The sequence below is a fragment of the Novosphingobium sp. Gsoil 351 genome, assembly GCF_009707465.1.
In the GTDB taxonomy this organism is placed as follows: domain Bacteria; phylum Pseudomonadota; class Alphaproteobacteria; order Sphingomonadales; family Sphingomonadaceae; genus Novosphingobium.
On the sequence record NZ_CP046120.1, the window covers coordinates 98823 to 112674 of the forward strand.

At 66.9% G+C, this 13852-nt stretch carries 15 protein-coding genes and 1 tRNA gene; 7 read left to right on the top strand and 9 right to left on the bottom strand.

Annotated features, from left to right (window positions below; genetic code table 11):
* Positions 1-14: 14 nt before the first annotated feature.
* From GKE62_RS00425 to infA, 5 genes are all read right to left on the bottom strand, one after another.
* Positions 15-90, bottom strand: a tRNA-Phe gene (locus tag GKE62_RS00425).
* Positions 91-173: 83 nt separating this feature from the next.
* Positions 174-356, bottom strand: coding sequence for a DNA gyrase inhibitor YacG (yacG, locus tag GKE62_RS00430; RefSeq protein ID WP_154690531.1), 183 nt, complete (start codon positions 354-356; stop codon positions 174-176).
* Positions 353-1306: a ribonuclease E/G gene (locus GKE62_RS00435; RefSeq protein ID WP_154690532.1), complete on the bottom strand. Its 954-nt coding sequence runs from the start codon at positions 1304-1306 to the stop codon at positions 353-355. Before GKE62_RS00435 ends, yacG begins: the two co-directional genes overlap by 4 nt.
* A complete protein-coding gene (locus GKE62_RS00440) occupies positions 1299-1880 on the bottom strand; it encodes a nucleoside triphosphate pyrophosphatase (RefSeq protein WP_154690533.1) in 582 nt (193 codons plus the stop codon). Before GKE62_RS00440 ends, GKE62_RS00435 begins: the two co-directional genes overlap by 8 nt.
* Before the next feature lie 9 nt (positions 1881-1889).
* Positions 1890-2135 (bottom strand): translation initiation factor IF-1, encoded by a 246-nt coding sequence (infA, locus tag GKE62_RS00445; RefSeq protein ID WP_154690534.1) that lies wholly within the window; start codon positions 2133-2135, stop codon positions 1890-1892.
* 208 nt (positions 2136-2343) lie between these two features.
* Between infA and GKE62_RS00450 the strand changes: the two genes are divergently transcribed.
* Both GKE62_RS00450 and GKE62_RS00455 read left to right on the top strand, forming a co-directional pair.
* Positions 2344-2808: a hypothetical protein gene (locus GKE62_RS00450; RefSeq protein ID WP_154690535.1), complete on the top strand. Its 465-nt coding sequence runs from the start codon at positions 2344-2346 to the stop codon at positions 2806-2808.
* Complete coding sequence (locus GKE62_RS00455) at positions 2745-4874, top strand: TonB-dependent receptor domain-containing protein (RefSeq protein WP_154690536.1); 2130 nt, start codon at positions 2745-2747, stop codon at positions 4872-4874. The genes GKE62_RS00450 and GKE62_RS00455 overlap by 64 nt, the downstream gene beginning before the upstream one ends.
* A 3-nt stretch (positions 4875-4877) precedes the next feature.
* Here the strand turns inward: GKE62_RS00455 and GKE62_RS00460 are convergent, their stop codons facing one another.
* The 3 genes from GKE62_RS00460 to GKE62_RS00470 are packed head-to-tail and all read right to left on the bottom strand — an operon-like array spanning position 4878 to position 7554.
* The gene (locus GKE62_RS00460; protein WP_195908535.1) at positions 4878-5252 is read right to left on the bottom strand and encodes a DUF1801 domain-containing protein; all 375 of its coding nucleotides are present in this window, start codon (positions 5250-5252) and stop codon (positions 4878-4880) included.
* Positions 5237-6016 (bottom strand): triacylglycerol lipase, encoded by a 780-nt coding sequence (locus GKE62_RS00465; protein WP_154690538.1) that lies wholly within the window; start codon positions 6014-6016, stop codon positions 5237-5239. Before GKE62_RS00465 ends, GKE62_RS00460 begins: the two co-directional genes overlap by 16 nt.
* Complete coding sequence (locus tag GKE62_RS00470; RefSeq protein WP_154693479.1) at positions 6013-7554, bottom strand: wax ester/triacylglycerol synthase family O-acyltransferase; 1542 nt, start codon at positions 7552-7554, stop codon at positions 6013-6015. The genes GKE62_RS00465 and GKE62_RS00470 overlap by 4 nt, the downstream gene beginning before the upstream one ends.
* Before the next feature lie 334 nt (positions 7555-7888).
* Here GKE62_RS00470 and uvrC point away from each other — a divergent pair, with 334 nt between their 5' ends.
* Together uvrC and GKE62_RS00480 are read left to right on the top strand one after the other, a co-directional pair.
* Positions 7889-9826 (top strand): excinuclease ABC subunit UvrC, encoded by a 1938-nt coding sequence (gene uvrC, locus GKE62_RS00475; protein WP_154690539.1) that lies wholly within the window; start codon positions 7889-7891, stop codon positions 9824-9826.
* 38 nt (positions 9827-9864) lie between these two features.
* Positions 9865-10251 (top strand): hypothetical protein, encoded by a 387-nt coding sequence (locus tag GKE62_RS00480; protein ID WP_154690540.1) that lies wholly within the window; start codon positions 9865-9867, stop codon positions 10249-10251.
* Between the two features lie 29 nt (positions 10252-10280).
* Here GKE62_RS00480 and GKE62_RS00485 read toward each other — a convergent pair whose 3' ends face one another.
* Positions 10281-11390, bottom strand: a complete 1110-nt coding sequence (locus GKE62_RS00485; RefSeq protein WP_154690541.1) for a DUF2332 domain-containing protein — start codon at positions 11388-11390, stop codon at positions 10281-10283.
* 66 nt (positions 11391-11456) lie between these two features.
* On the opposite strand from GKE62_RS00485, the gene hisG reads away from it, so the two are divergent.
* The 3 genes from hisG to nusB are packed head-to-tail and all read left to right on the top strand — an operon-like array spanning position 11457 to position 13851.
* Positions 11457-12122, top strand: coding sequence for an ATP phosphoribosyltransferase (gene hisG / locus GKE62_RS00490; RefSeq protein WP_154690542.1), 666 nt, complete (start codon positions 11457-11459; stop codon positions 12120-12122).
* Positions 12122-13408 carry a histidinol dehydrogenase gene (gene hisD, locus GKE62_RS00495; RefSeq protein WP_154690543.1) on the top strand — a complete coding sequence of 429 codons (1287 nt, stop codon included), beginning with the start codon at positions 12122-12124 and terminating at the stop codon, positions 13406-13408. Before hisG ends, hisD begins: the two co-directional genes overlap by 1 nt.
* On the top strand, positions 13405-13851 hold the full coding sequence (gene nusB, locus GKE62_RS00500; RefSeq protein ID WP_154690544.1) for a transcription antitermination factor NusB: 447 nt from the start codon (positions 13405-13407) through the stop codon (positions 13849-13851). The genes hisD and nusB overlap by 4 nt, the downstream gene beginning before the upstream one ends.
* Position 13852: the final 1 nt, after the last annotated feature.

Genomic DNA, 13852 nt, shown 5'->3' on the forward strand with positions numbered 1-13852 from the left:
CGCTTCGGCGGCAGTGGTGCCCGGGGACGGAGTCGAACCGCCGACACCGTGATTTTCAGTCACGTGCTCTACCAACTGAGCTACCCGGGCGTCGCTGCGGCGGCGGCCAAAAAGGACCGGCGAGCGGTTGGAGCGACGCCTATGACGATGCCGCGCTGGGCTGTCCAGCCCCTTTAGAAGCCTTCTTCGCCATCGAGCTGGCCATTGTCGGGATCGATCGCGGGACCGGGCAGCACATACCCATCGTCGAGCCAGCGCACCAGATCGCGGTCGCGGCAGCGGGTCGAGCAAAACGGACTGTGCTCCTCGGAACGCGGCTTGCCGCAGACTGGGCATTTGCGGACGGGACGGTTCATGACGGCACCGCCTGGGCGAATGCGGCGTAGGGCGCAAGCGTGTCGTCCGTCCGCCAGACGACGGAACGACCGGTTCGCCGGACGAGTTCGGCTTCCCACTCGGGATGGAACGCCGCCCGCACGCGCGACGGCCCGATGAGCATAAGTTTGCCGGGCTCGCTCACACGTTCGGCCCGGCGCAGCAGCAAGCGAGCAGTCGCGTCGGGCCAACGCCGCATGATCCGGTCGATCAGCGATGGACCCTCGAGCCTGGCGACCAGATGGACTAGCCCGAACCCGTTCATCGCCGTGCGCTCGTGCGGCCAATCGCCCAGCGCATCGTCGAGCGCGGCGTCGATCGCCTTGCGTTCGTGGCGCGCGGCGAGCGTCGGGAAATCGATGGCGATCGAGCCGGACAGATCGAAGCGCCGGATCGCCCGGGCGACCGCCGGAACCGCAGCAAGGGCGAGCGCGAAAGGCTGAAGGTCTCCATCTATGTCGATGACGGTCATCGCCGCGGTCGGTTCCACGGTCAGGCGTCCTCCGGCGAATTCGATAGTGCCGCTGGTGGCCTCCGACCAAACTTCGTCCCAGCCATCGAAATGACGCACAATGCGCGCGCCCAGCCTCTGGGCAAGCGATGGCGCCGGGCATGGCGGTCGTTCGGTCGGGCGTGCCAGCGCGAACTTGCTCCGGCTCCGCTCGGCATTGGCAGCCCGCCTGACCTCAAGGCGCAGCGCCGCGCCTTCGCTGGCCTCGCGCGGAAGCCCGTCGACCAGCGCCAACTCTCCGTTGGCGAAACGCGCCGATCCGCGATTGGCCCCGGCGGTTCGCGCGATCAGCACCGCATCCTCGACCTGTCCGGCAACCAGCCCGCCCGGCCAATCGATCCGTGCCGCGACGATCTCGCCTGCCTCGAATAGCGCGGCGCGGTGCTCGCCGATGCCTTCCTCGACCAGCCATTCAGCCATGGAGCAGCCCGGCGGCCAGCAGCAGCTTGCGGGTCTCGTAAAGGGGCAGGCCCATCACCCCCGAATGACTGCCCTGAAGCCACAGGCAGAAGCTTTCGGCCATGCCCTGGATCGCATAGCCACCAGCCTTGCCCCGCCATTCGCCACCCGCAATGTAGGCGTCGATTTCGCCATCCGAGAGCCGTTTGAAGCGCAGCGCGGTTTCATTCAGCGCTTCGCGAACGGTCCCGTCAGGCGAGGCCAGGGCGACCGCCGAGAAGACCCGGTGGCGGCGTCCCGAAATACGCTTCAGACACGCGCGCGCGGTCGCTTCGTCCTCGGCCTTCGGCAGGATTCGGCGACCGACGCCGACGACAGTGTCACCGGCGATGACGAACGCACCGTGAGCGATGACGGCGACGGCGCGAGCCTTTTCGCCCGCGACGCGGATCGCGTGGGCACGCGGCAATTCGCCCGGGCGCGGCGTTTCGTCGATGTCGGCGGCCAGGACGCGCGAGGGCACGATCCCCAGCCGGGCGATCAGTTCGATCCGCCGGGGACTGGCCGAAGCTAAAACGAGTTCAGGTGCGCTCACGCGCGCACCTCAGTTCATCCCGGGGCCGCCGCGGCCGGGCATGAAGCGATAGGTGATCCGGCCCTTGGTCAGATCGTAGGGGGTCAGCTCGACCAGCACCTCGTCGCCGACCAGCACGCGGATGCGGTTCTTGCGCATCTTGCCTGCGGTGTGACCGAGGATCTCGTGATCGTTCTCGAGGCGGACGCGAAACATGGCATTCGGCAGCAGCTCGACGACCGTGCCCCGCATCTCGAGAAGTTCTTCTTTCGCCATAGGCGGTTAAATCGATCCCTGGTGGGCCCGGAAGTGGGCCGGGCGCGCCTTAGCCGCAAGCGCCGGAAAAGGGAAGCCTGCGAGCTTCCGCGACAAATTGTTACGGATTGCGGCTTGTTCCGGGGGAACGCGGCAGCCAGCTAAGCGCTTGGCGGGGAATGCTGATTGGCTCCGACTTGGGCCAAAGACGAACGAAAGGGCCGCATCGATGAACCCCGCACCGGCGGCCTCGCTCGCCTCCATGGCTTTCGCCATGCTATCGACAGCCGCCAGCGCTCAGGACGCCGCGCCGGTCGCGCAGGCACCCGCCGCGCCCGTCGGCGACGCGGTGCCGGACGATAGCGCCACCGATCCAGGCAACGAGATCGTGGTGATCGGCAGCCGCGTCGCGGGGCAGGTCGAAACCGCCAAGCCGCCGATCAAGGAACTCGATGAGGAAGACGTAGCCTCTTACGGCGCTGGCAGCCTCGACGAGCTGCTGACGTTTCTGGCGCCCGAAACCGGATCGGGCCGCGGGCGCGGCGCGGGACGGCCGGTGATCCTGCTCAACGGCCAGCGTATCGCCGGCTTCCGCGAACTGCGCGATTTTCCCCCGAAGCGATCAAGCGGGTGCAGATCCTGCCCGAGGAAGTCGCACTGCAATACGGCTATCCGCCAAACCAGCGGGTGGTGAACTTCATCCTCAAGGAAAACTACGCGGCCACGACGATCCAGGTCGAAGCCGGGCTGCCGGGCAGCGGCGGCTATTCGACCAACGAGCAGAGCGCCTCGCTCCTCAAGCTTGCGGGCAAGTCGCGGCTCAACGCCACGGTGCGCTTCAAGGACGCCAGTCCGCTGAGCGAGGCCGAGCGCGGGATCATCCAGCCCTCGCTGACGGGCGCGAAGCTTGTGGGCGATCCCGATCCCGCGGCATTCCGCACGCTGTTGCCCGATACCAAGTCGGTCGAGTTCAACGGCACTTGGGCCCGGCCGCTTGCTGGGGGATCGCTTAGCATCAACGCCAACCTGGAAAAGGACTATACCCGCTCTCGGTTCGGCCTCAACTCAGTGACGCTGAACGATGCCAGCGGTCCGACCGTGCGCAACTTCCTGTTCCCCGATGCGCTGACGCGGCGCGGCGAAACCGCCACCGCCTCGCTCGGCGCGGGCTACAACCGCCAATTGGGGTCATGGCGGCTGACCGCCACTGCCGACTACAGCCACGTCGACAGCACCAGCCGCACCGACAACCGTGCCGATGCGCGTTCGCTCCAGGCGCTGGTCGATGCGGGGCAGTTGAGCGTTGCCGGCGCGCTGCCGACCGGGGCGATCCTGCTCAGCCCCGATACCGTCGCCAGCAGCCGGACCGATACCGCGACCAGCCTGCTCACGCTGGTCGGGCGGCCGTTTCACTTGCCCGCGGGCGATGCCTCGCTGACGGTCAAGACCGGGTTCGACTACACCGCGCTGGAAAGCACCAGCACGCGCACCGTCGGCCAGACCAACCTCGATCGCAGCAATCTGTCGGCGGGCGTGAACCTCGACCTGCCCCTGACGAGCCGCCGCAACGAGGTGCTCAGCGCGATCGGCGACCTTTCGCTCAATCTCAACGCGGGGGTGGATCGCCTCTCCGACTTCGGCACGCTGACAGATTATGGTGCGGGGCTGACCTGGTCGCCCACCGAAAAGCTTTCGCTCCAGGCGACCTACATCGCCAAGAACGCCGCGCCGGGGCTGGCCGATCTCGGCGGTCCGGTGATCGTCACCCCCAACGTGCCGGTCTACGATTTTACCCGCGGCGAGACCGTCTTGGCGACGGTCACCAGCGGCGGTAATCCCGACCTGGTCAAGGAACGCCAGCGCGACTGGAAATTCGGGGTGACCTGGCAGTTGCCGTTTCTCGAGCGCTCGAACTTCGTCGCCGAGTATTTTCGCAACAATTCGCGCAACACCACCAACGGATTCCCCCTGCTGACCCCCGCAATCGAGACCGCGTTCCCGGGCCGGGTGGTTCGCGACGCGAGCGGGCGGCTCGTCTCGATCGACCGGCGTCCAGTGACTTTCGCCGAGGAGACCGGCGAGCGGTTGCGCTATGGCTTCAACCTGTCCGGCAGCTTCGGTAAGGCCGATCCCAACGCCGGCAGCGACAGTCCATTCGCGGCGCTGCGCGGAGCGGGCGGGGGTGGCGGGCGGCCCGACGGCGCCGGCGCTCAGCGAGCCCGACGCGGTGGTGGTGGCAGTGGCGGCCGGTTCGGCGGGCCGGGCGGGGGCGATGGCAAGGGCCGCTGGAACCTGTCGATCTACCACACGATCCGCTTCGACCAGAGCGTCCGGATCGGCGCGGCAGGACCGACGCTCGATCTGCTCGGCGGCGACGCCACGGGCAGCAGCCCGGTCGCGCGCCACGGAGTCGAACTGGAAGGCGGAGGCTTCTATCGCGGATTCGGCTTGCGCGCTTCGGCCAGTTATACCGGGGGTGCGAACATCGCCGGCAACTCGCTGACCGGTGCTAGCCAGCTCTCCTTCGCCCCGATCGCGACATTCGACTTGCGCCTGTTCGCGGATCTCGGGCGGATGCCCAAAGTGGTCGAGGCCGTGCCCTTCTTCGCCCACAGCCGCCTGTCGTTGCGGGTCGACAATCTGTTCGATGCACAGCAGCGTGTGACCGACGGTAACGGCTTGGTCCCGCTAAGCTATCAGCCGGGGTTCCTCGATCCCAAGGGTCGCTTCTTCGAAGTCAGCTTCAGAAAGCAGTTCTAGCGGTCACTTCGCCCGGTTGAACGCCACCGCCGCTTTGATCAGCGCCTTGAACGCGGCGCCATCGGGCTCGTCGTCCGGTCCGAAATCGATCGCGCGGCGGGTGCCGCCATCGAGGCTGGCGTTGAACAGGCTTGCCGGATCCTCAAGCTTCGCGCCGTGGGCGAAGGTCAGCTTGACCTTGTCCTTATAGGTTTCGCCGGTGCAGACGATGCCGTCCGCTTCCCACACGGGCACACCCGCCGGGTTGGACGGTTTGCGCCATTTGACGGATTCGACGATGGCCGAATCGGCCTGCAGGATCAGGCGGCGGAGGCGGTCGAGCTTTTCGACCCGCCAATCGCGCGCCGAGGCAACGGGCCCGCTCAGTGCAACGCCCATTTGTCCGGGAACGCCCAGGCGGCGAAGCCCTTGGCCTCGAACGGGGCCCATTCCCCTTCGTTCTGCGCGAGCCGATCGGCGATGACCCACATCACGGTGGGATTGACCCCAAGGCCGATGTGACTGGCCAGGACTTCGACGTTCTCGCGTCCCGCACCCTCGGGCTGGATCGACCCGCGCCATTGGACCACGCCGTCGCTCTTGGTGAAGATCGAGGTCGATGGCATCGGCGGCGGGGTATCCAGATCGGTGAACCGGCCGTTACGCTGGACTTCCGGGACCGGCCCATTGAGCGCTTCGAAAATCCGTCCGACCTTTGAGATGCCGCGGTCGCCGGTCAGCGGGCTGCCGAGCGAAATCACCTGGCGGACCGCATCGGGGTGCAGCTTGGCGAGTTCGCGCGCGAGCAGGCCGCCCAGGCTCCAGCCGACGATCGAAACCTTGCGCCCGGTGCGCTTGTGCAGCGCGTTGAGGCAGGCCCCCATCGCCTTGACCCGCGTCTCGGTGATCTGGACGTTGCGCCCCAGATCCCAGCCCACCGCGTCGTAGCCAAGCCCGATCAGCAGGTTGCGCAGCGGGAAGGTCGAGGTGTCTGAAGCGAGAAAGCCCGGCAGGACCAGCACTGGATGCCCATCACCATGTGGGAGAAACGAGAGCATCGGACGCAGCGCAAGGAAGCTGGCGAATTCGAACACGGCACGCGGCGCTTCGGTAAAAGCAAGCCAATCGGACGGCGGACGGTGGGCGGTTGCGGCAGTGCTCATGCGGTTTTCTTGCTTCCGGGCTTTGTGGTTTTCGCGGGCTTGGTAGTCGGCGAACGTCTGCCCGCCGATTTGGTGCCACGTTTGGCCGCCGTTGCCGACGGCTTGGGTTTGGGCGCTGGCTTCTCGACCGGCGGAGGCAGGGCTTTGGCAGCTGCCAGCAGCTCCTCGAAGCTCTCGACCAGGCAGCCGATGTAAAACTGCGGATCAGGGAGAAGATCGCGGTCGGCGGTGAAGCTGATCGTCGCTTCGTCGACATAGCTCTGCACCACGTGGGCCAGGCCAAGCCCGTCGTTGAGGCAGATCAGGCCCATCATGCTTTCCAGCCGCGCGCCCGCCGAATACAACGGGACGGGCGGGCCGGGGACGTTGGTGACGACGGTGTTGAACGGCGGGGTCATCCGGTTGGCGAGGCCCAGGCGGGTGTAAAGCTGAGCCCCCAGCGCCATGAACAACGCCGGGCTGGCCTTGCTCATCTCGGTCATGTTGCGCGCGCCGATCGCCTCGGTCATCGCCTTGGAGTTGCGGGTCTTGTCGTGGACGTAGGCGAGCCGTTCTGCCGGGTCTTCGATCTGCGTTCCCAGTTGCACGATCATGGCGGCAACCTGGTTGCCCATGTCGCCCTTTTCCTCCCCCGAACGGACGGAGATCGGGGCCATCGCAGTCATCGACTTTTCGGGCAGGTCGTCCTTGCTCAGCAGATAGCGGCGCAGCCCCCCGCCGATGATCGCCAGAAACACGTCGTTGAGCTTGCACCCCGGCGCCAGCGCGCGGATCGCCTTGATGTCGTTGAGCGGAAAGCTGTGGCCCTCGACCACCCGGTGCGCGCTGATCGTGGTGTTGAACCGCGATTTGGGTGCGATCATTTCGCCGCCCATCTCGAAATTCTTGCCCATTACACCTTGGAGGAGCCGATAAAGCCCCGGCGTGCTGCGCGCGGCGACATTGAGCTGCTGGAACGGATTCTTGATCGCGTTGAGCCAGGCGCGGGCGAGCAGTTCGCCCGTGCCGGGGATTTTTTCGGGCTTCCACTCGTCGGGCCGGTTGGGCGGGGCGGTATGGGGTTCCAGGGTGTGGAGCGCCTCCATCAGGTCGATCCCCGACATCCCGTCGATCGCCGCGTGATGAACCTTGGTGACCATCGCGAAGCTGCCCGGCGCAATGCCCAGGATGTTGCCCAGCCCCTCGATCACCGTGAATTCCCACGGCGGGCGGGTGAGATCGAGCGGTCGCGAGAAGATCCGCGCGGCCTGGATGCACAACTGGCGCCAGTCGCCCGGCTGGGGCAGCGCGACGTGGCGGACATGGAATTCGAGGTCGAAATCCTCGTCCTCGATCCAATAGGGATAGTCGAGGTCGAACGGCACCCGAACCATTCGCTGGCGTACCGTCTTGGACAGTTGCAGCCGCGTTTCGTAGAACGCCAAGATGTCCTTGAAGCGAACAAACCCGCCGGGCGCGGTCGCGGGGTTATAGATCAGCAACGAGCCGATATGCATCGGCGACGTGCGCGTCTCGAGCGCGACGAACGAATGGTCCATCCCCTGGAGCTGGCGCAAAGGCAATCTCTCCCGCACGAGGCCCGCTCGTGCGGGTCTGCCGGAACAGGCTAGCAGATGCGGAGTCGCGGTCAATCGGGTTGGTCATGTGGCGCGCCAGTGTCCACCGGCAAGGCTTTCGGGCTGGGGCGGCGGCTGCGAAATCGCTTTCCCACACGGGGTCGTTTTTGCCAAAGCGGGCTCATGCACGGCCGTCGCCATTGTCTCTTCCACCCCGCTTTCTGTCGCGATCGGGGAGCCGAGAGATTTTCGCTTGGACAGTGGTCCAAGTGGTCCACGACAGGCCCGGTTGATTGCGGCGCGGTGGCTGCCGCCCATGGCTAAAGCCGATCGTCCGGATCTTCCCACCTCGTCCGCGCGCTTCAACGAGGAGCGCGCGACCTATGCAGTGCAAGGCGAAGGGACGCCCGATCTCGACGCCGGGATCGCCGCGATCCGCGAGGTGGTGCGCACCCTGCGGCCCAAGCCCGGGGTCTATCGCATGCACGATGCGCGCGGCGACGTGCTTTACGTCGGCAAGGCGCGGGTGCTCAAGAACCGGGTCGCGAACTATACCCAGGTCGACCGGCTCTCGACCCGGTTGCGGCGGATGGTCAGCCAGACCCGCAGCCTCACGATCGTCACCACCAATTCTGAGGCCGAGGCGCTGCTGCTCGAGGCGCAGCTGATCAAGCGCTACCGTCCCCCGTACAACGTGCTGTTACGCGACGACAAAAGCTTCCCGTTCATCCTTCTGCGCACCGACCACGCATTTCCGCGGATTTCGAAACACCGCGGCGCGCGGCGGGCGAAGGGCAACTACTATGGCCCGTTCGCCAGCGCGGGCAGCGTCAACACCACGATCAACGCGCTGCAGAAGCTGTTCCTGTTGCGATCGTGCACCGACGGCTTCTTCAGCCGCCGCGACCGGCCCTGCCTGCTCTATCAGATCAAGCGCTGTTCGGCGCCGTGCGTCGGGCGGATCGACGAGGCGGGCTATGCCGAACTGGTCGCCGAGGCGCGGGACTTCCTCGGCGGCAAATCCGGCGCGGTGCAGAAGAAGATGGAAGGCCAGATGGCCGAGGCGGCCGCCGCACTCGACTATGAGCGTGCGGCGATGCTGCGCGACCGGCTGCGTGCGGCGACCTTCATCCAGGGCAGCCAGGCGATCAACGCCGAGGGCCTGGGAAACGCCGACATCTTTGCGCTGGCGGGGAGTGGCGGGCACATCGGAATCCAGGCGTTCTTCATCCGCGGCGGCCAAAACTGGGGCCATCGTGCGTTCTTCCCCGCGCACACCGAAGGGCTGAGCGAGGAGGACGTGCTGACCAGCTTCCTCGCCCAGTTCTATGAAGAGGTCCCGCCGCCCCGTTGCATTCTGGTCGATCGGGTCTTGCCCGAGGCGGAACTGCTGGGCGAAGCACTGGCGTCGAGCGCGGGCGGGAAAGTCGAAATCTCGATGCCCCAACGCGGCGACCGCAAGCGGATGATTGAGCAGGCCCGGCGCAACGCGGTCGAGGCGCTGGAACGCCGCCAGGCCGAAAGCGGAACCAAAGCGAAGCTTAACCGCGAGCTGGCCGAATTCCTCGAACTCGCCGAACCGCCTCGTCGGATCGAGGTCTACGACAACAGCCACATTCAGGGCAGCCAGGCGCTGGGCGCGATGATCGTCGCGGGGCCGGAAGGGTTTCTCAAGGGCCAGTACCGCAAATGGAACATCAAGACCGCCCAGACCGACGACGACGTGGGCATGATGCGCGAGGTTCTTGGGCGGCGCTTCGCCCGGGCCCAGTTCGAGGATTCAGATCGCGAAGGCGGGATGTGGCCGGACCTGGTGCTGCTCGACGGCGGCAAGGGCCAAATGTCCGCGGCCAAGGAGATCCTCGAGGAAATGGGCGTCGAGGATGTGCCCTTAATCGCCATCGCCAAGGGGCCGCACCACGGGCGCGAGGGGCGCGAGGTGTTTCATTTTCCCGATGGGCGCGAGAAGCTGCTGCCGGTCAATTCGCCGCTGCTGTTCCATCTCCAGCGGCTGCGCGATGAAGTCCATCGCTTCGCTATCGGTGCGCATCGTGAAAAGCGCAGCAGGGCGATCACGGCGTCGCCACTCGACGAGATTCCGGGGATCGGGCCGGCAAGGAAGCGCGCGCTGCTGCTTCATTTCGGCACCGCGGGCAAGGTGCGCGCGGCTGCCCTGGGCGATCTCCAGCGTGCGCCGGGTGTCAGCGCCACGGTTGCGCAGGCGGTTTACGACTTTTACCATCCTTCGGGGTAGCATTTGGCCTTCGGGATGGGTTCACGCCGGGGGAAGCGATGATCGGCAGAATGTTCATTGCGCTGATGCTGGCCGCGACGCCGCTTCCCGCCGCTGCGCAGCCGGTCGCGGTGCGGCTGATCTGGGACGGCAACGATTCGATCGGCGGGGTGCTGGTCAACCGCGTTCGCGGCCTGATTGCGGCATCGGGCGACAAGCGCGAGGTGGTCCAGTCCGCGGCGGGATTGGCGGTCATCGTCCAGACGATCGACCCGGCCGCGGAGTTCGCGCGAGGTTCGGGGGAAGTCCGAATTCACGGTCTATTCGTTGGTGATCAACGTGCGCAAGGACGGCGTGCCGGACGCCTTCGGCAGCGCCTCGCTCGGCTACTGCGCGCTCACCGACGTCGCGAGCTGCTCGCGCGAAATCGTCGATGCAATCGATGAGGAAATCGCCAAGCGGGGGCTGCGGTAAGTCAGTTCGGCCATTGGCTCGGCAGCGGCTCGGCGAAATGTTCGAGCCAGGCGCCGTGGGCGTGCGCCACACCCAGTTGGACGCGCTGCTCGCCGCCCGGCCAGTACCGCACCGTCAGTTCGTGATGGTGGACGGTGCGGTTTGCTTCGAGCGCGATCCACGCCAGCGGTCGTTCCGCGGTCGCCCTTGCGCCCGCCGCCGCCATCGCCGCCGAGACTCGCGCCTGTTGGTCGGCCGGGACGTATTGCCACACGATCGAGTGCATCAGGACCCGGGTGGTGCCGGCCGCCTGGGGCACCGCCAGCGCCTGTTCGACGAATTCGGCGGCGTTCTGCCGGACTATATCCGGCTTTCGCTGCGTCGCGGCGGAGATTGCCGCGTCCATCCTGGCAAAGCGGACGCGATGTTCGGGCCAGATATACGCCTTGAGCCGGAGCGCCTGCGCAGGATCGGTGAGGTCGACCGGCGCGACATCGCAGCCCCTGAGCGATTCGAAGGCGATCGGGCGATCGGGTGGCGGCGGACCGCGCCATTCGGGCTCGAACGCCAGGACGCCCGCATCGGGTCCGATTGCCACTCCACCCAGATCGTAGCGATAGCGGTCGATCATCAGGTTGATTCCCGCGCTCGATCCGATCTCGAGGCACTCGAACCGGGGCGGCAGGCCCCGCTCCGCGAGCCACAGCAGCGCGATGATGAAGTTGGACGAGCGCCCGGCCTCGTTGGTCTGCGGCGGGCCGTCGAGCCACGGGAGCAGATCGGCCTCGCGCCGGGCCAGTACTTCCCCGATCACCGCGAGGTCGTCCGCATCCTCGCCGCGATAGATCGCGCTCAGCGCCGGTTCCTCGCCCCGCAGGTGCAGCGCATGGAGCCCCCCGGCAACGCGCAACGGCAGGGCATCGGCCAGCGGGGCGCCGGTCCAGGCGCGAACCCGGTTCAGCAGTTCGCCCGGGGCATCGCCCGCGAGCAGTTCGTCCACCGCCTCGACGATCCGCGCGGTGATCGGTGCGTCGTTGGCGCGGCAATAGAGCGCCTGGTTGTGGAATGCATCGGCGACGGTGCTGCCCCCGGCTGCGTACAGCGTCTGTGGGCGATAGCGGTGTTCGGTCATGCTCGGGTCCTCCCGGTCGTCCCAGTGGTTGCTCTGCGCCGCACCGCGACGTAAGGGCCGCGGGCCATGCCGACCCCGCTCACTTTCGCCGTTCCTAAGGGCCGCATCCTCGACGAGGCGCTGCCCGTGATGGCGCGTGCCGGGGTCGTGCCCGAAGCCGCTTTCCACGACAAGAAGAACCGCGCGCTGTCGTTCGCCTGCGCCGGGAACGAATGGTGCGAGGACATGCGGATCATTCGCGTCCGCGCCTTCGATGTCGCGACGTTCGTGGCCCACGGCGCGGCGCAGGCTGGGATAGTCGGGTCCGACGTGATCGACGAGTTCGCCTATGCCGATCTTTACGCTCCGGTCGATCTCGACATCGGCCACTGCCGCCTGTCGGTCGCCGAACCGCGCGATGCGGAGGGCCTGGCGAGCGCCAGTCACGCCCGCGTCGCGACCAAATATCCCAATCTCACAAGGCGGTACTTCGAAAGCCAAGGCATTCAGGCCGAGTGCGTGAAGCTCAACGGGGCGATGGAACTCGCGCCATCGCTGGGGCTGGCGGGGCGGATCGTCGATCTGGTCTCGACCGGCAAGACGCTGGCGGAAAACGGCCTCGTCGAAACCCGCGTGATCACGCCGGTCTCGGCGCGGTTGATCGTCAACCGCGCTGCGCTCAAGACGGACCCCCGGCTCGGCGCGCTGATCGATGCGTTCCGCGCGCTGGCCTCGGTTCGGCAAGCGGCCTGATGCGCCGTCTGGACACGCGCGATCCGGGGTTCGCCGCGGCGTTCGACCGCTTGGTTCGCGACCGCCGCGAGAGCGACCGCGAGGTTGCGGGCGACGTTGCGAACATCCTCAACGACGTTCGGCTGCGGGGCGACGAAGCCGTTGCCGATTACACAGAGCGGTTCGACCGGCAGGTGCTGGGCGAAGACTGGCGCATCTCCGCCGGCGTTTGCCGTGAGGCTTTCGAGGGGCTCGATCCGGCATTGCGCGCCGCGCTCGAACTCGCGGCGGCGCGTATTCGCAGTTACCATCGTGAACAGTTGCCAGTGGACCGCGACAGCATCGACGCCGAGGGCGTCCGCCTCGGCGCTCGCTGGAATGCGGTCGATGCGGCGGGTCTCTACGTTCCCGGCGGGCGCGCCGCGTACCCGTCGTCGCTGCTGATGAACGCGATCCCGGCAAAGGTCGCGGGAGTCGAGCGGCTGGCTGTCGTCACCCCGACGCCGCGCGGCGTGGTCAACCCGCTGGTGCTGGCGGCCGCCTATCTTGCCGGGGTCGACGAAGTGTGGCGGATCGGCGGCGCGCAGGCGATCGCGGCGCTGGCCTATGGCACCGCGCGGATTGCGCCGGTGGACGTCATCACCGGACCCGGCAACGCCTGGGTCGCCGAAGCCAAGCGCCAGTTGTTCGGGGTCGTGGGGATCGACATGGTCGCCGGACCCTCCGAGATCCTAGTAATCGCCGATGGCCTCAACGATCCTGAATGGATCGCCGCCGACCTGCTCAGCCAGGCCGAGCACGATCCTGCCGCGCAATCGATCCTGATCACCGACGACATGGGGTTCGCGGACCAGGTGGCGGATGTGGTCGGCGTAGAACTGGCGCTGCTGCCGACTGCGCGGGTAGCGAAGGAAAGCTGGGAGACGCATGGCACCATCATCGTCGTCGCCAGCCTCGATGAAGCCCCCGCGCTCGCCAATCGCCTCGCCGCCGAACATATCGAGCTGGCGGTGGCCGATCCGGAACCGCTGTTCGCGAAAATCCGCCACGCCGGCAGCGTGTTCCTGGGGCGCAACACGCCCGAGGCGATCGGCGATTACGTCGCCGGGCCGAACCACGTTCTGCCCACCGGGCGCCGCGCGCGCTTCTCGTCGGGGCTGTCGGTGCTCGATTTCATGAAGCGCACCAGTTTCATCGCGATGGGAGACGGAGCGCTCGAGAAGATCGGTCCCGCCGCCATCGCTCTGGCCGAAGCCGAGGGCCTCTCCGCGCACGCGCGCTCGATCGAAGTGAGGCTGGGCATATGAAAGCGACATCCAAGGCGCGCTCGGCGGCGCGGCTGGCGGCGGTCCAGGCGCTTTACCAGCTCGAGATGGAGCAAACCGCGCTCGCGCGGCTGCTCGACGAGTTCCACCAGCACCGTCTCGGTGCGGAAATCGAGGATGAACAGTATCTCGACGCCGACACCGCGTTCTTCGACGATGTCGTACGCGGCACCCATGCCCGGCGCGAGGAGATCGACGGGTTGATAACGGCGCGCCTCGCCTCGGGCTGGACACTCGCGCGGATCGACAAGACGATGCTGCAGATCTTGCGTGCCGGAACCTACGAACTGCTGTCGCGCGGCGATGTGCCGACCGCCGCTGTTATCAGCGAATACCTCGACGTCGCCCACGCGTTCTTCGATGCGCGCGAGGCCAAGTTTGTCAACGGGGTGCTGGATGCCGTGGCCAAGGGTGTCCGCAAGTGAA